Annotated in this window: 19 protein-coding genes; 10 read left to right on the forward strand and 9 right to left on the reverse strand. The window is 64.3% G+C overall.

The window, feature by feature from the left end:
* The first annotated feature begins 156 nt into the window (after positions 1–156).
* Positions 157–669, forward strand: a complete 513-nt coding sequence (locus QFZ91_RS33370; protein ID WP_176126064.1) for a DUF1993 domain-containing protein — start codon at positions 157–159, stop codon at positions 667–669.
* Between the two features lie 35 nt (positions 670–704).
* Here the strand turns inward: QFZ91_RS33370 and QFZ91_RS33375 are convergent, their stop codons facing one another.
* The gene (locus QFZ91_RS33375; protein ID WP_429569807.1) at positions 705–1,031 is read right to left on the reverse strand and encodes a YnfA family protein; all 327 of its coding nucleotides are present in this window, start codon (positions 1,029–1,031) and stop codon (positions 705–707) included.
* Positions 1,032–1,263: 232 nt separating this feature from the next.
* Positions 1,264–1,944, reverse strand: coding sequence for a LysE family translocator (locus QFZ91_RS33380; RefSeq protein WP_429569808.1), 681 nt, complete (start codon positions 1,942–1,944; stop codon positions 1,264–1,266).
* A 156-nt stretch (positions 1,945–2,100) separates the two neighbouring features.
* Here QFZ91_RS33380 and QFZ91_RS33385 point away from each other — a divergent pair, with 156 nt between their 5' ends.
* Together QFZ91_RS33385 and QFZ91_RS33390 are read left to right on the forward strand one after the other, a co-directional pair.
* The gene (locus tag QFZ91_RS33385; protein WP_429569809.1) at positions 2,101–2,571 is read left to right on the forward strand and encodes an Lrp/AsnC family transcriptional regulator; all 471 of its coding nucleotides are present in this window, start codon (positions 2,101–2,103) and stop codon (positions 2,569–2,571) included.
* A 76-nt stretch (positions 2,572–2,647) separates the two neighbouring features.
* Entirely contained in the window at positions 2,648–2,881 is a 234-nt protein-coding gene (locus QFZ91_RS33390; RefSeq protein ID WP_013091435.1) for a hypothetical protein, read from the forward strand.
* 70 nt (positions 2,882–2,951) lie between these two features.
* On the opposite strand, the gene QFZ91_RS33395 is transcribed toward QFZ91_RS33390, so the two are convergent.
* A complete protein-coding gene (locus tag QFZ91_RS33395) occupies positions 2,952–3,428 on the reverse strand; it encodes an OsmC family protein (protein WP_368599447.1) in 477 nt (158 codons plus the stop codon).
* 45 nt (positions 3,429–3,473) lie between these two features.
* A complete protein-coding gene (locus QFZ91_RS33400) occupies positions 3,474–3,857 on the reverse strand; it encodes a hypothetical protein (RefSeq protein WP_368718727.1) in 384 nt (127 codons plus the stop codon).
* A gap of 152 nt (positions 3,858–4,009) precedes the next feature.
* Between QFZ91_RS33400 and QFZ91_RS33405 the strand changes: the two genes are divergently transcribed.
* The 6 genes from QFZ91_RS33405 to QFZ91_RS33430 all read left to right on the forward strand — a co-directional run bounded on the left by QFZ91_RS33405 (position 4,010) and on the right by QFZ91_RS33430 (position 13,048).
* On the forward strand, positions 4,010–6,013 hold the full coding sequence (locus QFZ91_RS33405) for a VTT domain-containing protein (RefSeq protein WP_429569810.1): 2,004 nt from the start codon (positions 4,010–4,012) through the stop codon (positions 6,011–6,013).
* A gap of 60 nt (positions 6,014–6,073) precedes the next feature.
* Positions 6,074–6,865, forward strand: a complete 792-nt coding sequence (locus QFZ91_RS33410) for a phytanoyl-CoA dioxygenase family protein (protein WP_176385155.1) — start codon at positions 6,074–6,076, stop codon at positions 6,863–6,865.
* Between the two features lie 298 nt (positions 6,866–7,163).
* Complete coding sequence (locus tag QFZ91_RS33415; protein ID WP_429569811.1) at positions 7,164–8,693, forward strand: phospholipase A; 1,530 nt, start codon at positions 7,164–7,166, stop codon at positions 8,691–8,693.
* 34 nt (positions 8,694–8,727) lie between these two features.
* Positions 8,728–8,895: a hypothetical protein gene (locus tag QFZ91_RS33420; RefSeq protein ID WP_255209074.1), complete on the forward strand. Its 168-nt coding sequence runs from the start codon at positions 8,728–8,730 to the stop codon at positions 8,893–8,895.
* Positions 8,896–9,195: 300 nt separating this feature from the next.
* Entirely contained in the window at positions 9,196–10,428 is a 1,233-nt protein-coding gene (locus QFZ91_RS33425) for a hypothetical protein (protein WP_429569812.1), read from the forward strand.
* 16 nt (positions 10,429–10,444) lie between these two features.
* The gene (locus tag QFZ91_RS33430) at positions 10,445–13,048 is read left to right on the forward strand and encodes an ATP-binding response regulator (protein WP_429569813.1); all 2,604 of its coding nucleotides are present in this window, start codon (positions 10,445–10,447) and stop codon (positions 13,046–13,048) included.
* Positions 13,049–13,066: 18 nt separating this feature from the next.
* Here the strand turns inward: QFZ91_RS33430 and QFZ91_RS33435 are convergent, their stop codons facing one another.
* On the reverse strand, positions 13,067–13,189 hold the full coding sequence (locus QFZ91_RS33435; RefSeq protein WP_429569814.1) for a hypothetical protein: 123 nt from the start codon (positions 13,187–13,189) through the stop codon (positions 13,067–13,069).
* Between the two features lie 129 nt (positions 13,190–13,318).
* Here QFZ91_RS33435 and QFZ91_RS33440 point away from each other — a divergent pair, with 129 nt between their 5' ends.
* The gene (locus QFZ91_RS33440) at positions 13,319–14,641 is read left to right on the forward strand and encodes an IS5 family transposase (RefSeq protein ID WP_429522490.1); all 1,323 of its coding nucleotides are present in this window, start codon (positions 13,319–13,321) and stop codon (positions 14,639–14,641) included.
* Between the two features lie 36 nt (positions 14,642–14,677).
* Here QFZ91_RS33440 and QFZ91_RS33445 read toward each other — a convergent pair whose 3' ends face one another.
* The 4 genes from QFZ91_RS33445 to QFZ91_RS33460 all read right to left on the reverse strand — a co-directional run bounded on the left by QFZ91_RS33445 (position 14,678) and on the right by QFZ91_RS33460 (position 18,886).
* Entirely contained in the window at positions 14,678–15,661 is a 984-nt protein-coding gene (locus tag QFZ91_RS33445) for a porin (protein WP_429569815.1), read from the reverse strand.
* 107 nt (positions 15,662–15,768) lie between these two features.
* A complete protein-coding gene (locus QFZ91_RS33450) occupies positions 15,769–17,028 on the reverse strand; it encodes an MFS transporter (protein WP_429569816.1) in 1,260 nt (419 codons plus the stop codon).
* Between the two features lie 99 nt (positions 17,029–17,127).
* A complete protein-coding gene (locus QFZ91_RS33455) occupies positions 17,128–18,087 on the reverse strand; it encodes a PDR/VanB family oxidoreductase (RefSeq protein WP_429569817.1) in 960 nt (319 codons plus the stop codon).
* Between the two features lie 16 nt (positions 18,088–18,103).
* On the reverse strand, positions 18,104–18,886 hold the full coding sequence (locus tag QFZ91_RS33460) for an SDR family NAD(P)-dependent oxidoreductase (RefSeq protein ID WP_429569818.1): 783 nt from the start codon (positions 18,884–18,886) through the stop codon (positions 18,104–18,106).
* Positions 18,887–18,959: the final 73 nt, after the last annotated feature.

An 18,959-nucleotide genomic window follows, 5' to 3' on the forward strand; every position in this document is an offset into this window, starting at 1 on the left:
CCAAGGCATTCGAACACAGTTCCGACGCGTGCGGCAGTCGTCCGAATGGCTAATGCGCGGCGCGGATGCGACACGCTATGATGCTGGAGCGGCATTCCCGCCGTTTCAGTGCCGCGCGCGCCGCCCGCGCGCACGATCGAGAAATCAGAGGAACCCATGTCAATTTCGATGTATCAAGCATCACTGCCTGTGCTGATTCGCGGCCTCACCAACCTGCAGGCCATCCTCGGCAAGGCCGAGGCGCATGCCGCCGCGAAGCAGATCGAACCGTCGGTGTTCACCAATGCCCGGCTCGCGCCGGACATGCTGCCGCTCGTGCGCCAGGTGTATATCGCGAGCGATACCGCCAAGGGTTGCGCGGCGCGCCTCGCCGGCGTCGAGCCGCCGAAGTTCGAGGACGTCGAGCAGACTTTCGATGAACTGCGGGCCCGTATCCAGAAGACGATCGATTACCTGAAGGAATTCAACGAGGCGCAGATCGACGGCTCGGAGAGCCGCACGATCACGCTGAAATTGCGGCCGGGGCCGATCGAATTCACGGGAGCGTCGTATCTGTTCGGTTTCGTGCTGCCGAACTTCTTTTTCCACGTGACGACCGCGTACGACATCCTGCGTCATAACGGTGTCGAGCTCGGTAAGCTCGACTATCTGGGCGGGATGCAGCAGTAATGGGAGCGGGCGGGTCGTCGAAAGCGGCGCCCCGTTCACACGTGCAGGCGCGGCTGGAATGCGATCACCGCCATGCCGGCCAGCGTCAGCGCGGCGCCTGTGGCGTCCCACAGCGTGGGCCGCACCTCGTCCACGACCCACAGCCATGCAATCGCCACCGCCACGTACACGCCGCCATAGTCCGCATACACTCGGCCCGCGGCGGTGCGATGCAGCGTCAGTAGCCAGGCGAACAGCGCGAGGCTTGCCGCGCCCGGCAGCAACAGCCACGCCGAGCCGCCCTCCTTTAGCCAATGCCAAGGCAGGTAACAGCCGAGGATCTCGGCAATAGCGGTCACGACATACAGCAGGAAAGTTTTCATCGACGCACGTGAGAAGGTGGTTGTGTCGCCGCGCGTGCGCGCTGCACGTGCGACAGTCGCGCTACTTCAACTCCAACGGCCACCGGTCATGAGCATTGCGTCACCCTGTGTCGATATCTGAGCATCGCAAGAAAATTATCGAGGACCGGCCGCGGCGCGAGCGCAAGCTGAAGAAGTGAGCGGCGGGCGTCGCCGGTCGGCCGCTCACGCAGTCTCACGCCGGCCTCGAGTCTCAATCCAGCGAAAGTCGCACCGCGAAGCCGATCAACGCAGCCGAAAACGTCCAACGTTGCAGCGTTTGCGCCAAAGGATGGGCGCGCATCCAGTTGGCGATGCGGGCGGCGCCGATCGCATACAACGCGTCGAAGCATGCGCCGATCGCGAGCAGCACGACACCGAGTTCGATCATCTGCCACGCCACCGGCCCCGCTTGTGGCCGCACGAATTGCGGCAACAGCACCGAGCAGAACAGTAGCGCCTTCGGGTTGAGCAGATTCGTCAGCAGACCTTTGACGAACGCGGTCCGCAACGGCCGCGCGCCTCTATCCGCATCGCTCGAAGGAGTGGATTCCACTCGCGACGCGCCGGCCGCTTGCCTGTCGCCTGCACCGGCGGGCAATGCGAACCCGGGCGAGCGGAAAATCTGAATCCCGATCCACGCGAGATAGACCGCGCCGGCATAACGCACCGCGTCGTACAGCCACGGCGCGTTGCGCAGCAGCGCCGCCATGCCGCACGCCGATAGCGTCACGTGCGTCGCGCGCGACACGCCGAGCCCCGCGGCGGCAGCGAAGCCGCTGCGCACGCCGCGCGCGATGCTGGTTTGCAGGATCAGCGCCATGTCCGGCCCGGGCACCGCATAAACGACGATCAATGCCGCCACGTAGACGGCCAGCAGGTGAGCGGAAATCATCGGAGCCTCCTTGTTGTTCGAGGCTCCATCTTGCTATCGGAAGCGGAGCGTTTGTTGGCGATTTTCCGCCCAGACCAATCCGAAACTAGCGGAATACGCTAAGATTTCAGAATCTAATGGCGTCTTCCGCCAACCCGCAGCAAGCACCTTCCGATTATGTCCGTCGACGATCTCGACAAAACCGACCGCGCGATTCTCGCCGCGCTGCAAAACGACGGCCGCATGTCGATCGCGCGTCTCGCCGACATGGTCGGCCTCAGCGAAACGCCGTGCGCGCGGCGTCTGAAACGTCTGGAGAACGATGGTTACATCGACCGTTATCGCGCGGTGCTGTCGCGCGCCGGGCTCGGTCTGGGCGTGGTCGCGTTCGTGCTGGTGCGCTTCGCGGTGCACGACCGCGTGGTGTCGACGCGCTTCGAGCGTGAGGTGCAGGCGATCCCGCGTATCCTGTCGTGCCACAACGTGTCGGGCAGCGCCGACTACATCCTGCAGATCGTCGCGCGCGACCTCGACGACTATGGCACCTTCATGCGCGATGAACTGCGCAGCCTGCCGGGCGTGACGTCGGTGGAATCGGCCTTGTCGTTGCGCGAAGTGAAAGCGTTTGGCGGTCTGCCGCTGTCCTGAACGCGAACGTGGCATAGTCACCCCTTTAGTCCCCTTTAGGAGCAGCGCGAGCCGCCCCGACGACCCCGGAGTTCTCATGGATCACGACAAGGCGCGAGCCGAAGAAACCGCCGCAATGGAACGCGTGTTGACCGCCACCAAGCGTGTGCAGACGGCGTTCGCGTCGCTGCAATCACAATTCCCGCCCGCAGGCAGCGGCAAACCCTCGCAATTTGCGTTGCAGACTTTCGACGCCGCGCTGCAGGAACTCGAAGACGCGCAAGCCGCGTTCGACGAACTGCTCGGCGATCTGCTCGACGGCAATCGTTGAGTGTTAGCGAGCGGCTGGCCGGCGCCCCGCCCGCCCGCCGGCTCGCATGCCTGGCGCCGCCGCCCGCGTCTCAACGCGCATCCGTCTCCACGACCGCCTCGCAGAGAATCGGAAAGTTGATCGAGTTCGCGATGTAGCACTTCTGATGCGCGACGTGATGCAGATGCATGGCCTGCTCGACGTCGCCGCCCGCGCGGATCGTCACGCGCGGGCGCAGCACGATCTGCGAAAAGCGGCCTTCGTGACCGGAATCGAGCATCGTGCCTTCGGCGTCGTCGCGATAGTCGAGCACCACGATGCCCGCGTCCGAGCACAGATGCAGGTACCACAGCTTGTGACACGCGCTCGCCGACGCGACCAGCAGGTCCTCGGGATTCCAGCGCGTCGCGTCGCCGAGAAACGCCGGGTCCGACGAGCCCGGAATGTCGGGCTTGCCGCTGGAAGAAATCACGTGGTCGCGGCCGTAGTCGCGGTAGCCGGAGGTGCCGCTGCCGCGGTTGCCGGTCCATTGCACCGATACGCGGTACTTGTGCTCGCCGTGTGCCATTCCCTTCCCCTGTGGTCGGATCGGATCTGCATTCTATCCGCCGCCCTAGCGCGGCGGCGCCGCGCGGCCGGTCACGTTCGGCGCGCGCGGATCGGGACTCATGTAGAGCGCCGTGCCGTTCGCGCGCATGTTGTTGAGCGCGCCGCCCGAGCCGGTCGCGCCACCGGCGCCGAGCCCATACGAGCCACCCGCCGAGATGCCCGGCCCCGGCATCGCACTCGGACTGACGCCGGTACCGATGCCCATTGCGCCGCCGGCAGCCGCATTGCCGCTGTCCGCGCTGGTGCCCGCGCCGGTGCCCGCACGAGTTCCGGCCTGGCTGCCGCCAGGATTGCCCAGTTGCTGAGCCTCGACCGTCCCCGCGCCCCCCACTGTCAACAGCGTCACGAGCAACGCCGACCACACGATCCCACCTGTTGCTGTCTTCATAGCTCCCCCTGGCGCATCGATCCGCCGAGCCACGATATCTATTGTGAGCCGATCGCCCGACCGCTGCAGAAGCGCCGCCCCCGCCCGCGCCCACCGTTTGCCCGTGCGCGTTATGATCGATCGTCACGCCCGAGAACCGCCGATCGCGCACGATGGAGCACGCCTACAGCCACCTTTTGCATCTGCTCGCCGGCCACTCTACGTGGATGCTCGCGGTCGTGTTTCTCGCCGCATTTTTCGAATCCATCGCGGTCATCGGCACCTTCGTTCCCGGCAGCACCGCGATGTTCCTCGCCGGCGCGCTGACCGGCACCGGCTCGCTGAGTCTTGCCTGGGTCTTTGTGTGGGCGATCGTCGGCGCGGTTGCCGGCGACGGCGCCAGCTTCTGGCTCGGCGATCGCTACAAGGAGCGCATCGTCACGCTGTGGCCGTTCCGCGCACACCCCGGCGTACTCGACGCGGGCCAGCGCTTCTTTCTGAAGCATGGCGCGAAGAGCGTCGTGCTCGCCCGCTTCATCGGCCCATTGCGGGCGATCGTGCCGGTCGTGGCGGGCATGATGGGCATGCGGCCGCTGCGCTTCCTCGCGATCAACGTGCTGTCCGCGCTGTTGTGGGCGCCCGCGCACATCCTGCCCGGTGTCGTGTTCGGCGCATCGGTGCTGCTCGCGGGCGCGGTGTCGTTCCGGCTCGTCGTGATCATCGCGATGCTGGTGTGCATCGTGTGGCTCAGCTTTCGCGGCGCGGGCTTCCTCGTATCGCACGCGAATGCGTGGTCGAGCGCGGCGGGCCGTCATCTCGGCAGCTGGGCATGCCGACATCCGGGTCCGCTCGGCCGCATCGCGCGCCGCATGCTCGACCCCGACACGCCCGATGCGACCCATCTGCTAGCGACGTCGCTGATCGTGCTGGTGGCCGGCGCGCTTTTCTTCGGGGTCCTTGAAGACGTCGTCAGCGGCGATCCGTTGACCACCATCGATCTGTCCGTCTATCACTTCCTGCAATCAGTGCGCACGCCGTGGAGCGACACGGTACTCGCGGCGCTCGGGACGCTCGGCAGCGGCATCACGCTGCTCGCGCTGGTCGTCACGGTTGCGCTGTGGATGGTATGGGAGCGGCGCTGGCGCACGATCACCTACTGGCTCGCCGCGGTCGTGTTTTCGCAGCTGCTGATTCTCGGCCTGCAACTCGCGATGCGCCGCGAGCCGCCCAATGAGTTGATGACAGGCCACTTCGTGTTTCCGAGCAATCACGTCGCCGCGACGGTGATCGTCTACGGCTTTCTCGCGTTTCTGCTCGCGCGTCGGGTCGACAAGCTCGAAGGCGTGCTGGTTGCCGGAGCGAGCATCATCGTCGTGATCGTGGTCGCGCTCGCGGGCGTGTACTTCGGCCGCTACTGGGTGTCCGACGCGATCGGCGGCGCGGCGCTCGCCTATGTGTGGGTCGCGCTGATTGCGCTGACGGCGATCTGGCGGCATCCGCGGCCGCCGCCGCCGCGCCGTTTCATGCCGCTCGTGGTGCTCGCGGTGGTCGTGCTCAGCGTCGGCCTGCAGCTCGGCGTCGCCATGCCGGCGCCGCCGAACAGCGCGCCGCAACCACCACCCGTGCAGTTCACGCAGGCACAGTGGAAACACTCCGAGTGGCAGCGGCTTCCGTGCTATCGCTCCGACATGGGCGGCGATCGCAAGGAGCCGCTGACGCTGCAATGGGTCTCCGAACCCGCTTCGATCCGCGAGCTACTGCGCGCGCGAGGCTGGGTCGAGGGCACCGACGTGTCCGCGCACAGCCTGCTGTCGCTCGCTTCGCCCGACGTCGCGGCGGTGTCGCTGCCGGTGCTGCCGAAGCTGAACAATGGCGTGCCGTCGTCGATGGTCTTCATGCGGCCGGGCGAATCGCGCGAGGAACGTTACGTGCTTCGTTTCTGGCCGAGCGCCTACGCGGTCGGCAACGGCACCGCCGCGGCACCGCTGTGGGTCGGCGCGTTTGCGCACGAGAGGCTGACGCGGCCGTCGTGGCCGCTGAACATTCTGCGCATCGACCGCAATGGAACTCCGATCGACGCGCGCACCAGCCTGGGCGAAGAACTCGGCGCGACGGTCCTCGCGGAAGTCGATTGTCACGGCGTGCCGGTGTCGCTGCTGGTCTCGCCGATGGAATGAGCGTCACATGCAGGCTACTTAGGCAAGCCCCGACTCAACGACTCGATAAAGGAGACAACCGTGGGCCGCTTTTCGACCGAACAACTCGATGATTGCGCAGCGACGTTCGAACGCGACGGCATGGTCGTTCTGCGCCAGCACTTCCCGAAGGCGACGCTGCTCGCATGGCGCGACGCGTTCGCGCCATTGCTGCAACAGCAGATTGCCGCGCGGGCGACCGCCGTGCGCGGCGAAAACCGGCACTACGTCACGCTGCCGTTCACGGGGGTCTTCGCCGATCAGTCGATCTTCTGTGATCCGGACGTGCTCGGCATCGTCGAGCGCGTGGCCGGCGACGATCCCGTGATGTGCCAGCTGGCCACCGACACGCCGTTGAACGGCTCGACGTATCAGGAGATTCATCGCGACACACCCGCGCTGTTCGACGGCGAAGCGGAAACCCCGTCGTTTCAGCTCGCGGTCAACTTTCCCTTATGTGACGTCACGCTCGAGAACGGCCCATTCGAAACGACGCTCGGCACGCATCGGATGCGCTCCGACGACGCGCTGAACGCGTGGCGCGACGGCCGCCTGCCGTTGCATGCGATCACGATGGAACTCGGCGACGTGATGATTCGCGACGTGCGCGCGCTCCATCGCGGCACGCCGAACCGGACTGACCTGCCGCGTCCGATGGTCGTGATCGGCTATAGCCGCAGCTGGTATTTCCGACCGGAAGTCCACATCGACGTACCCGAAGCCGTCTATGCGCAATTGACGTCACGCGCGAAGCGACTACTGCGCCATATGCCGCGCGTGAGCGAACTCGACAAGGCGGGCGCGCCGGAGCAATACCGGAAATTCGCCTATTGAAGCGGGCTTTCAACTGTCGCATTGATTGGGCAACGATTTGCCGGGCAATCGAATCGCGAATCGCCATGCAATGGTCATAAGCGAAAAATGCGCCCCGCCCAACGGATATATCAACGCGCGAATCACCCGCGATTTAACATTTAAAGCTCCGTTGCGCAAATGCAACGACACGACGCTATTACGACGCTGTTCCCATCGCTATTCGCATCGATAGCGCGGCAGGTCTTTTTTCCACTCGCGCAATTCCTAATAGCACTGGCAGAATGAGCGGAAAAACGGATAGCGGGAACCGACGTGGATGGCGGTTTCCGCAATCAAAACGCGGACCCTGATTTTCTATCCAACTGCATGCTTTGACGCTATCGTCTCATTGCGACCTGAACTCGTAGACCACCAGGAGCTCCGTGTGCGGAATCGATTGATGTCTCGCGTGAAGAAAAACCGCCAGTCTGGCGTTCGCAGCCATCGCTCGCGCGTTTTCCGATTGTCGTCGAGTCCGCTTTCCGGCTCATTTTCCAAACTGCTCCCCAGCCTATCGGTTTGCATCAGTGCGCTGGTGCTCGGCAGCTACTCTGCGTATAGCGTCGCCGGGGTTTCCATATTGCGTCCGCCGCGCGAAGCGAGGTCCGACGAACCGCTTGTCGTTACGATCGTCTACACCGGCGACGCACCCTCCGGCACGTCGGTCGACGTGCCTCGCACCTTGAGCGTCACGCTGACCAACGGCGAGGCCCTGCCAAGGGCCGTACTGCTCACCCGCGCATCCGGCGCACCCGAGCATGTCCGGCTAGCGGCCGGCGAGATGAAGGCGGTCAGCTATAGTGCGCCATGGCCCGATTGGGCGCGCGGTGCGCTTCGCATCGACGTGCCTGGCGTCGACGTATCACCTTCGGTGGTCCTGCTCACGCGCATGCCTCGCAACGCGGCGACGGCCAACGCCGCAACAGCGGCGCCCGCGTCTGCGGCGGCGGTTGCGTCCGCATCCGCACCGGTCGTGATCGCGCCAGCCGAAGGGCCGATGGCCGGCAACGAGTCGATCGCCGCGCAAGTGCCGCCTTCGACCGTGAAGCCCTCGAATTCTTTGGTGCCGGACCTCGGCACCTTTCTCGTAGGGCGATTTTCGTTCTACCAGCCCACCTACTTCGCCGACGGCTGGGACTCGTCGGAAAACGGTCTCGCCAAATTCCAGGTCAGCTTCAAATTCCGCTTCGTACTGCCCGATGATCCGCGTTCACGCGGTTTTCTCGACAACCTTTACTTCGCCTACACGCAGACTTCTCTATGGGATATCCGCGGGCATATGAACCCGTTCTACGATACGAGCTACATGCCCGCTCTTTTCTACTACCTGGAGGACACCGGGTGGAGGACCAGCTGGTTCACCCGGATGGGCATCGAGTCGGGCTACGAGCACGAGTCGAACGGGACCGCCGGCCCGGGGTCGCGTGGCATCGACTATGTCTACATCAAGCCGATCTGGGATTTTGGCGACCTCAACGCCAACCACCTGACCATCGAGCCGAAAATCTACGCCTACACGCACAAACAGGACACGAATTCGGATATCGCCAACTATCGCGGCTATGTCGACCTGCTCGTCAAATACGGTAGCCCGGATGGCTGGCAGCTCGCGACCACGTTGAGAAAGGGCACGAAATCGACCTATGGAAGCGTCGACGTACAATTTACCTACCCGCTTGCCAAGATGTTTGGCAGTGCATGGGGCGGGTATCTGTTTCTAAACTATTTCAACGGCTACGCGGAAGATCTTCTCTCTTACAACCAGCACCGCTGGGCCGCGCGCATTGGCTTCGCCGTGTCGCGCTGACGCATGACGTTGTCGTCTGTAGGCGCCGGGCCAGATGTACTCGGCGCCTTCGCGCGACACGAGCTACATGCCGGCACTGTTCTTTTACCGCGAGGACAGCGGTTACGTATGGCTCGGCTTCTTTAGCGGTTATGGCGAGAACATTCTCGACTACAACCAGCATCGCTGGATTGCGCGAATCGGCTATAGCATCACACGCTAATCCGGTATTCGCCGGAGATGCAAGCAAAGGGCCGCCGAGCGGCCCTTTTGCCTATTCGAGGACGGCGCACGACGTGCCGTAATACATCGAAAGTCCTGCCGCAATTCTTTCAAAAGATTGCCCAGAGCCGATTCCCACCCGGCGGGCAACCCGTCTTGAACCCGCTCGTGAATGCTGTGTGCACGAACAGACGGGCATATCGGTGCGGATTTCTCTAGAGTTGAAGGGTCGCCGGTCCAACCGGCTGGCCACGCCGCGCGCTGACTTTTCCAGCGTCTAATCAAAACCAAGGAAAAACCAATGAAGACCGCTCTCCTTAAAGACCTGTCGACCGTTTCAAACGAGCCAACCGGACTTCTTTTGCATCGGAATAGTGCACCGCTTGCGCTCAAGCACGAAATTCACCCGGAACAGATCCGCGATAGCCTGCCGGCCCGTCAGGGGGGAGTCGGCTTTCTGTTTCACGCGACCGATTGGGAGACCCTTTCATTTTCTTTTCACAACGTTCGCGAACGCAGCGAGTCGTTCGAAGAAGAGTTGTGGAAGACCAAGCCTTTCATCGCATCGCCGATCTATTCGGGCTCGCAGGTGATCGGCGCGAATATCGCCTGCCCGGTGCCGCTCGAAATGTGGCTCGGCAGCCCGCGCGGCATCAAGCGCTTTCGGGCGACGCAATTCTTTCCGGCGCTGGAGCTCGCCAGAAGGGCGGGCTTGAACATGGTCGCGATGGGCGCGTCGACGCCGTACGCGTGCAACTACGGGGCGCTGCCCCGGCCTGTCAAGCCGCCTCACATCACGACCGGCCACGCGGCGACCGCGGCGATGCTGAAGGACTGGGCGATGCATTGCTGCGAACAGCTCAGCCTCGAATTCGGCAACACGAAGCTCGCGCTGTTCGGCGCGGCCGGCCGGCTCGGCACGACGGTCGCGAAATATCTGCTGTACAAGGATGCGCCGAAGGAACTGGTGCTGATCGATCTGCCGGACAAGATCAACCTGCTGACCGATCAGGCGAATGAGCTGCTCGCGTCGGACCTGCTCGGCAAATCGAAAGTCTCGGTGCATACGTTCAGCCCGGACACGCCGCTCCCAGACTTCGACGGCGCGATCCTCGCGAGCAGCACGAGCGTGCCCTACCTGAGCGCCGCCGATCTCAAACGCGCGCAATTCTGGATCGACGATTCGCATCCGCGCGCGGCCAGCGTCGAAGCGGAACTCGCTTCTCGCGGTCATACGCTCTATATTGAATGTTTCGCGCGTGGGCCCGCTGAACTCGACACCGCTTTCCCGTTCAGGCTGCCGTCCACCCGCGACTGCTATACCTGCTTTGCCGAAGGTTATTCCGCGTGGCAAGAAGGCATCGCATCCGATTTCATCATCGGTAGCCCGCCCGTGTGGTCGGTCTCTTATACTCATGGTCTTCTGAAGAAGTACGGCTTTTCGGTCGGACCGTTTCACGGCAAGAACGGCGATTCGCTCGCCGAAGGCGTGGAAGCACAGCAATTCAATACGCATGAAATGATGGGTTCCTGATGAACTCGGAGGCCTGATGGCGAGACCGCGCGAAAGCATGCGGGATATGCTGGAAAGAAGCAGGTTCGCGATTCGATGGGGAGGCGCACTCGGCCTCCTGTGTCACCCCATCTATTACATCGTCTGGACCTACATCCTTCCGCAGCCTTACGACAACCTGCTGCTGCGGCTCAGCGCGGCGGCCGTCTGCGTTCCGCTGCTGTTCCAGGCGCGCTGGCCCAGGCGCTACAACCCCGCTCTGCTGATCTACTGGCATTGCTGCCTGATTTACGTGCTGCCGTTCGTCTGCACGTTCCTGACCGTCAGAAACGGCTTCTCCACGATGTGGATGATGACCGAGGTCATGATGATCTTCATTCTGGCGCTGTGTATCGACAACCCGCTGCTGCTGATAACGTGCATCGGTATCGGCGTGTTTTCCGGCGGCCTTGCCGGCGTGTTGAGCTCGCCGACGCCGGTCGTTCTCAGCGCCGAGGACAAGTCCAACCTCGCGCTGCTGCCGGTGGTCGTGCTGTGCAGCATGGCGTTCAGCCACGCGATCAGCAAGGGACGCATCTTCGTCGAAAAGAACCGCGCGTTGCAGGCGCTCGCGGGTTCCATCGCGCACGAGATGCGCAATCCGCTGAGCCAGCTGCGGCACGTGCTCGACCGCGTCGAGGAAGCGTTGCCCTCGGCGAACAAGGCGGGCGCGGCGCCGACGCTCACCGACGGCACGGCCTCGCTGATGTACAACCATCTCGCGCAGGGCCAATTGTCGATCGAGCGCGGCCTGCGCATCATCGCGATGACGCTCGACGAAGTCGCCGCGAAATCGATCCGCCCGGATAGTCTCAGCTACCTGCATGCCGGCGCGACCACGCGCAAGGCGCTCGCCGAATACGGCTTCGACAACGACAAGGAACGCGCGAAGGTGAGCGTCGTCGTCAACCGCGACTTCGTGTTCAAGGTCGACGAGACGGTCTATCTGTTCACGCTGTTCAACCTGATCAAGAACGCGCTGCATCACATCGTCGCGTATCCGCAGGCGACGCTGACATTGACCGTCGATAGCGACTCGGTGATCGTGCGCGACACCGGCCCCGGCATCGCGGCGGAGATCCTGCAGCATCTGTTCGAGCCGTTTCGCACGGCCGGCAACTCGGGCGGCACCGGGCTCGGGCTCGCGTACTGCCAGCGTGCGATGCGCGCGTTCGGCGGCAGCATCGACTGCGAATCGGAACTCGGCAAGTTCACCGCATTCACGCTGCGCTTTCCGCCGGTGGCGGCCGACGAGGTCGCCGAGCACGAGCGGCGCCTGTTCGAACGCGCGATGCCGGCGTTCAAGGGCAAGCGCGTGCTCGTCGTCGACGACGACGCTACGCTGCGCGCCCGCACCCGCCGCGTGTTGACGAAGGCGGGCGCCTATGTCAGCGAGGCGTCGGGCGGCGAGCTTGCGCTCGCCACGCTGCGGCGCGCGCCGCTCTACGACCTCGTGCTGATGGACATCAGCATGCCCGATCTTGACGGCTATGCGACGACCGAGCGCATCCGGGCCGACCGGGACTGCCCGAACCGCAACGTGCTGATCGCCGCCTATACCGCCGAACCGGGCAACGCGGTGCGGCTGCGCGCGCGGCGCGCCGGCATGGACGAGATCATCGGCAAGACGTCGAGTGTGCAGGAGCTGATCACCGCGGTGCAGGCCCTGTTCGACAACGGCGTGCGGCATCAGCCGGGCGAGCTGCCCGACGGCTTCGCCGGCAGAACCTTCGTGATCGCCGACGACGACACCTACAGCCGGCTCGTCGCAAAGGCTTATCTGGAGCGCTGCGGCGCGAGCGTCATCGAGGCCGATCACGGTCAGGCGGTGCTGACCAACCTGCACGAAGACGGCTTCATCGACGCGATCCTGATGGACGTGAACATGCCTGGCATGAACGGCATCGAGACGACGAAATCGATTCGCGCGCGCACCGATGCCTACGCGACGCTGCCTGTCATCGCGCTGACCAGTCACACCGATCCCGCAGCGGTGCAGGCCTGCCTTGCCGCCGGGATGAACGAGGTGCTGATCAAGCCGGTGCAAGCCGGCTCGCTGTACGCATGTCTCGCACGGCAGTTCGGCACACGCGGCGCGCCGATTGCGGACGCTCCGTCTTCACAACGAATCACGAAAACCGCGGGCGAAAGCGCGCAAACGGATTTTGCGGCGACGCCGGTGGCATTGGCCCAAACTGCGAGCGGGCACGCGGCCACCCCGATCTCCGAAGAAAGCCTGCTCGACGAACCGCACCTCGAAGAACTGGTCTCGCTCGATCTGCTCGACGAATCGTTCCTGAACGGCATCGAACAGATCCGCTCGCTCGTCGCGCGGCTCGCGGCAAACAGCGCGGCTGTCGATATCAAGGCGACGCACGCGAGCTTGCATGCGCTGCTTGGCGTCAGCGGCAACATCGGCGCGAAGGCACTGCATCGCTTCGCACGACAGATCTATCCACGCGTGATCGGCGGTGAGTGGCCGGTGGAAACCGACTGGCTCGTCCAGATCCGCACGCTGGGCGCGCGCTCGACCGACGCGTTGCAGCGATATTACGCGTCGGCGAAAGGCCCGCGCGATCATCGCGATGCACTGAGCGATTGAGCGCGCGCACCGCCGCCGTCAGAACTTGTGCAGCACGCCGATCGCAACCGCCAACTGGTTCGCGCCGGTCTTCACGGTCGTCGTCGCGACCGAAGTCGCCCATCCGGTCGCACTCAGCGCGGCCTTCGAGCTGTTGATCACATAGGTAGTCGAGCCTGATCAATTCGGAGAGCCTTGCGTGGCAGAGCTTTGAGGCCGAATTGGTGTTGTGAGATTTGCAGGATCCTGGCACATTAACGTGAGAATCCTGCATTTTTCGACGAGGTGCGAATGGGTCCGAAGACGCCTGTGACGGAGGGAGATTTTTTCCGCCAGCCGCTGCGCGAACAGATCAACCTGAAGCATCCGTTGATACGTTTGGCCGACCTGATCAACTGGGAGCGACTGGGCGCATCAATGAGCGAAAGCTTTGTATCGCGCAAGGGACGACCGGCGACATCGCCGAGGCTGATCGCCGGGTTGCTGTATTTGCAGCACGCGTTCGACCTGTCCGACGAAGAGGTCGTCTGGCAATGGGTAGAGAACCCGTACTGGCAGGTGTTCACCGGCGAGACCTACTTGCAGACCGAACCTCCGATCGACCCATCGAGCCTGACGCGTTGGCGCAAGCGAATGGGCGAAGCCGGCGTTGAAGAGTTGCTGGCCGAAACGATCGAAGCAGCAAAACGCGCTGGCGTGATCAAGGCTTCGAGCGTCAAGCGCGTGATTGTTGATACGACCGTCATGGAGAAGGCGATCGCCCACCCAACCGATTCGCGCCTGCTCGAACGGTGTCGCGAACATCTGGTGAAAGCCGCGGCACGGCACGGTCTGAAACTGAGGCAGAACTACAACCGCGAGGCGCCGCATCTGGCGCTGCAGATTGGCCGCTACGCTCACGCGAAACAGTACAAACGCATGAGGAAAGCGCTGCGCACGCTGCGCTCGCGCGTTGGACGGGTGATGCGCGATGTGGAGCGGCAGGTCAACCAGGTGGCCGACCTAGGCTGCGCTGAATTAACGGAACTGATCGCCCGCACGAGACGCATTCTGGCGCAGAAGCCGAAGGACAAGAACAAGCTTTATGCGCTGCATGCACCGGAAGTCGAGTGCCTGGCCAAGGGCAAGGCGCGCAAGCCGTACGAGTTCGGGGTGAAAGTTTCGATCGCGACGACCCACAAGGAAGGACTGGTGGTTGGCATGCGCTCGATGCCAGGCAATCCGTACGACGGGCACACCCTGGCTGAAGCGCTGGAGCAGGCGGCAATCCTGTGCGACGCCACGCCGGAGGTCGCCATCGTCGACCGTGGCTACAAGGGTGTCGCCGTCGATGGTGTGAAGATCTACCACCCGGGCTTGCGGCGGGGCATTACACGCGGACTACGCGCGATGATCAGACGGCGCAGCGCAATCGAGCCAGCAATCGGTCACATGAAGACAGACGGAAAACTCGATCGCAACTGGCTCAAGGGTGCGCTCGGCGACGCGATGCACGCGGTGATGTGCGGCGCAGGACACAATCTACGGATGATCCTCAGGAAGCTGCGGCTTCTTTGCGCCTTCATTCTGACCGCCTTGTTCAACCACCGACTTGCTCGGCTTCAATCCCCGTAACTACGGTGCTCGGCAAAACGAATTGTTCAGGACGGACTAGGTAATGTCGGTGTACAGCGCCGTGCGCTTCGACAGCCAGTAGTCCGCGTTGACGCCGGTGCTCAATGCGTGCGCGTCGACTTGGCGATACGCGTGGTAGTAAGTCGCGGCTGCGAGGTCCAGCGCCGGCGTCGCCTTGTAGCGCACGCCCGCGAACGCCATCGACTGCGGCGGCGATGCGGTGAGCGTCGACGGGACATCGTTCAGCAGCAATTCGTAGCCGCCGTACAGCGTCGCCTTGCCGATCGCATACGAACCGCCGGCCACGTAGCGCCGCTCGCTATCGCCCGATGTCGCGATCACCGAGCCTTGGCGCTGCTCGTACACGAACGTCAGATTCAGCGGCCCCTGCACGTAGCGTCCACCGATGTCGTACTGCTTGCCGACGCGGAACGAGCCCGCCACCGGCACGTTGGACGCGACTGCGTCATAGCCGAAGCTGTAGAGCGCGTTCAGCTCGAACGGTCCCACATGGCCGAGATACGACACCGCGTTATCCGCGCGACCGACGAACTGCGCGTCCTGCGCGGAAAGGCCGTAACTGGAATAACCGAGCGGGTCGAGCGCGAGGAAGTAGCGGTACATCGGCGTCATCTGCCGGCCGAGCATCATCGCGCCGTAGCGGTCCGATTCGAGTCCGACGTACGCTTGCCGGCCGAACAGCCGCCCGCCTTGCTGCAGCGCGCCGGTGTTCATCGCCATGCCCGATTCGAGCGTGAAAATCGCCCGCAGTCCGTTGCCGAGATCTTCCTTGCCGGTAAAACCCCAACGCGAATTCTGCCGGTTGCCGGTGCCGAGCGCGACCTGGGTGCCAGACGATCCCTGCGGCGTGACAGCGTGAGTCACGTAGGTCACCCCCGAGTCGACGATGCCGTACAGCGTGACCGACGACTGCGCGTGCGCCGCGCCGCTGATGCCGATACCAATGCCACATGCAAAAAGGACCTTCGAGGGCCTAGCGAGAGGCTTGTGCTTCACCATGTGTCTCCTGCTGGAAATTGAGTTGTTTTGTGCTGCGAAAGCGTGATGATTATTTCTGTGGTCGCGGTAGCCGGCGCGTGGCCGCGGCGGCTACCGGAGAGAGTCGGTCATTCGCGTGCGATGTGCGGATTGACGAAGAACATTGCGACGACCGCGATAGCGGGTCCGATCGCGAGCGTGATGAGCGCGAGCATGAATGAATGACTCGCGCCATACAGCGAGCCGACCACCATCGGCGACACCGCGCTGCCGGACTGCCAGATCGCATTGGTCCAGCCGGCGCTCGCGCCGGCGAGGCGCTTGCCGGATGCGTCGCTCACCTGTGCCATCAGCACCGGCAGATAGCCGAACGAGAACGCCCCGAGGATCGGCGCGACCAGATAGAACTGATGCGCGGTCGAGCAGCAGCCGAACACCAGCAGCGCGATCGTGAACGCGATCAGGCAGCCGATCGACATCATCCGCCGCGACACGCCAGGCAGATCGGAGATCCAGCCGAGCGTCGGCTTCGCGATCACCGCGCCGATGCCGAACGACGCGACGATCGATCCGGCGACGATCGGCGCAATGCCGTATTGGCGCGTCATCAGCGCGTTGCCCCATGCAGCGAAGCCGACGGTCGCCCACAAGCCGCCGCAGCCCGCGATCGACAGCGCGATCAGGTTCCGGTTGCGCAACAGGCCGAGCATGTCCTGCAGGCTGTTGCGCGCGGGCTTCGCTTCGTTCGACGGCCGGTTCTTCAGCAGCAGCAACGTAACGATGCCCCACGCGAACGTGACGATGCCGAGCATATGAAATGCGTTCGACCAGCCGTGCCGCGCTGAGAACGACGGCACGACCGCGTTCGCGATCACGACGGCGAGCGACGTCGCGGTCGTGTAGAGGCCCATTGCGCGGCCCCGGTCGCGCGTGAACCATGCGGGAATGATCTTCATGCCGGCCGAGTAGTCGGCGCCCGCCGCGAAACCCATCGCCGCCTGAATCACGATGCCGAAGGCGAGCGAATGCGTATAGCCGAACGTGAAGGTGAGCACGCCGAGCGGCAGCAGCGCGAGCGTGAGCATCGCGCGACCGCCGAGCAGATCGGTCAGCATGCCGCCGACCACGTTCGCAAGCACATAGCCCGCGTAGAACGCGGTCACGAACGCACCGAGCATCGACACGCTGATGCCGAGCGACGCGCCGACCGGCGCGGCCACCGTGCTCCACGCCACGCGGACCACATAGCTGAGCAGAAACGCGGCCCAGACGATGAACAGCGCGACCCAGCGATACGGGTTCGTGTCGGCGCTGCTCGCCTCCCGTGCGCCGTTCGTGGCCCAGACGTTCGCGGACATGCCCTCCGACGACGCCAGATTCTTCTCCATGACTCCTCCAATGCCGGGCGTGCCAGCGGCCGCCCGTTTTCTTTCTTTCTGATGGATAGGGCGCCGGCCGCCTGCTGTGACCGGCGCCGGCGAATGCCGTTACAGATCGAGCACCAGCACCCTTGATTTCGCACGTGAACAGCACGGCAGGAACTGATCGTTGCGGGCCTGCTCCTCAGGCGACAGGTACAGATCCCGGTGGTCGGGTTCGCCTTCGAGCACCCGCGTGATGCAGGTGCCGCAGATGCCCTGCTCGCACGACACCGGCACGTCGACGCCCGCCGCCGCGAGCGCCTGCGTGACCGTGCAATCAGCCGAAATCGACACGACGCGGCCCGAGCGCGCGAGCCGCACGTCGAACGAGCCGCCGTCGCCGGCAGGCTGCGCCGCCGCGAAGTATTCGTAATGCAGACGATCGTCGCTCCAGCCGAGCGAGCGCGCCGTATCGAGCACCGCGTTCATGAAGCCCTGCGGACCACACACGTACAGATGCCGGTCCGCGCCGCCCGTCAGCAGTGCGTTCAGATCGAGCATGCCGTGCTCGTCGTCGAAGTGGTACTGCGCGTTGTCCGCCCACGACGACGCGGCGATTCGCTCGACGAACGCCGCACGGCTCTTCGAGCGCGCGCAGTAATGCATGTCGAACGCCGCGCCCATCGCTGCCAGCTGCTCCGCCATGCAGAGAATCGGCGTGACGCCGATGCCGCCCGCGAGCAATAGCGGCTTCGCGTCATGGCGGGCAAGCGGGAAATGATTGCGCGGCACGCCGATGCGGATCGCGTCGCCTTCGTTCACCGCGTCGTGCATGCGCAGCGAGCCGCCGCGCGAATCGGCGTCGCGCAACACCGCGATCTGATACCGGTGACGCTCGTGAGGCGCGTTGCACAGCGAGTACTGCCGCACCGGCCCGCCGGGCACGTAGACGTCGATGTGCGCGCCCGCCTCGAACGGCGGCAGCTCGCGGCCGTCGACATCGACGAACTCGAAGCCGGCGATCCCGTCGGCTTCGTCGCGCCGTGCGGCGACCCGCACCATCAGCGTGGAATCGGTCATGTTCATGCCACCTCTCCTCCGCTCACATCGCCGACAGGCCGCCGTCGACCATCAGCGTGGTGCCGGTGATGTACGACGCCTCGTCGCTCGCGAACCACAGGATCGGCCACGCGATCTCTTCGGGCGACGCCCAGCGGCCGATCAGCGACGTGTCCTGGCGCTGCGTCTTCAGCACTTCGACGCTCTTGCCCGCTGCAATGGCGCGGTTCACGTGGAATCCGGTCAGCGTCGAACCGGGGCATATCGCGTTCACGCGCACGCCGTTCGCGGTCTCCTCGAACGCGAGCGTGCGGGTCATCGCCAGCATGCCGGCCTTGGTCGCGTCGTACAGGCCCATGCCCTTGCGGCCGGTCACCGCATAGCACGACGATACGTTGACGATACTCGCGCGGCCCGCGCGACGCAGGAACGGCAGCGCCGCCCTGCAATAGTTCGACGTGCCGACCAGATTGACCGACACCATCGCCTGCCACTCGGCCGGCGTCGCGTCGGCGAGCGCGCTGTAGTTGCGCATCGCCGCGTTGTTCACCAGCACGTCGAGCCGGCCGAACGAAGCGGTGGCGAACTGCACCGCGCGCACCGCATCGGCGTCATCCGACACGTCGGCCGGGAACGTCTCGACACGCGCCGACGTGTCGGCCTCCTTCAGTTCTTCAGCGACGCGCGCGAGCGCCTCCTGATTCGCATCGACGAGCACAACCGCAGCGCCCTGGGCGCAGAACACGCGCGCGGTCGCGGCGCCGATGCCGCCTCCGCCGCCAGTGATCAGCGCGACCTTGTCTTCGAGTCTTTTACGTTGCTGCATTGCTTGCCGGCGCGCAGCCGGCCTCCTTTTGCGGAATGGGCAGAAGGTCCAGTCGGACCGGACGACGACACGC

The sequence above is a fragment of the Paraburkholderia sp. JPY419 genome (genome assembly GCF_050435705.1).
Classification (GTDB): domain Bacteria; phylum Pseudomonadota; class Gammaproteobacteria; order Burkholderiales; family Burkholderiaceae; genus Paraburkholderia; species Paraburkholderia youngii.

Excerpts from the sequence above, each read along its gene's own strand:
- QFZ91_RS33455 (WP_429569817.1), bottom strand. The coding sequence starts at position 18,087 with ATGAACATGACCGATTCCACGCTGATGGTGCGGGTCGCCGCACGGCGC.
- QFZ91_RS33405 (WP_429569810.1), top strand. The coding sequence starts at position 4,010 with ATGGAGCACGCCTACAGCCACCTTTTGCATCTGCTCGCCGGCCACTCT.
- QFZ91_RS33440 (WP_429522490.1), top strand. The coding sequence starts at position 13,319 with ATGGGTCCGAAGACGCCTGTGACGGAGGGAGATTTTTTCCGCCAGCCG.
- QFZ91_RS33395 (WP_368599447.1), bottom strand. The coding sequence starts at position 3,428 with ATGGCACACGGCGAGCACAAGTACCGCGTATCGGTGCAATGGACCGGC.
- QFZ91_RS33415 (WP_429569811.1), top strand. The coding sequence starts at position 7,164 with ATGGCGGTTTCCGCAATCAAAACGCGGACCCTGATTTTCTATCCAACT.
- QFZ91_RS33460 (WP_429569818.1), bottom strand. The coding sequence starts at position 18,886 with ATGCAGCAACGTAAAAGACTCGAAGACAAGGTCGCGCTGATCACTGGC.
- QFZ91_RS33390 (WP_013091435.1), top strand. The coding sequence starts at position 2,648 with ATGGATCACGACAAGGCGCGAGCCGAAGAAACCGCCGCAATGGAACGC.
- QFZ91_RS33450 (WP_429569816.1), bottom strand. The coding sequence starts at position 17,028 with ATGGAGAAGAATCTGGCGTCGTCGGAGGGCATGTCCGCGAACGTCTGG.
- QFZ91_RS33430 (WP_429569813.1), top strand. The coding sequence starts at position 10,445 with ATGGCGAGACCGCGCGAAAGCATGCGGGATATGCTGGAAAGAAGCAGG.
- QFZ91_RS33420 (WP_255209074.1), top strand. The coding sequence starts at position 8,728 with ATGTACTCGGCGCCTTCGCGCGACACGAGCTACATGCCGGCACTGTTC.
- QFZ91_RS33400 (WP_368718727.1), bottom strand. The coding sequence starts at position 3,857 with ATGAAGACAGCAACAGGTGGGATCGTGTGGTCGGCGTTGCTCGTGACG.
- QFZ91_RS33445 (WP_429569815.1), bottom strand. The coding sequence starts at position 15,661 with ATGGTGAAGCACAAGCCTCTCGCTAGGCCCTCGAAGGTCCTTTTTGCA.
- QFZ91_RS33385 (WP_429569809.1), top strand. The coding sequence starts at position 2,101 with ATGTCCGTCGACGATCTCGACAAAACCGACCGCGCGATTCTCGCCGCG.
- QFZ91_RS33425 (WP_429569812.1), top strand. The coding sequence starts at position 9,196 with ATGAAGACCGCTCTCCTTAAAGACCTGTCGACCGTTTCAAACGAGCCA.
- QFZ91_RS33375 (WP_429569807.1), bottom strand. The coding sequence starts at position 1,031 with ATGAAAACTTTCCTGCTGTATGTCGTGACCGCTATTGCCGAGATCCTC.
- QFZ91_RS33380 (WP_429569808.1), bottom strand. The coding sequence starts at position 1,944 with ATGATTTCCGCTCACCTGCTGGCCGTCTACGTGGCGGCATTGATCGTC.
- QFZ91_RS33370 (WP_176126064.1), top strand. The coding sequence starts at position 157 with ATGTCAATTTCGATGTATCAAGCATCACTGCCTGTGCTGATTCGCGGC.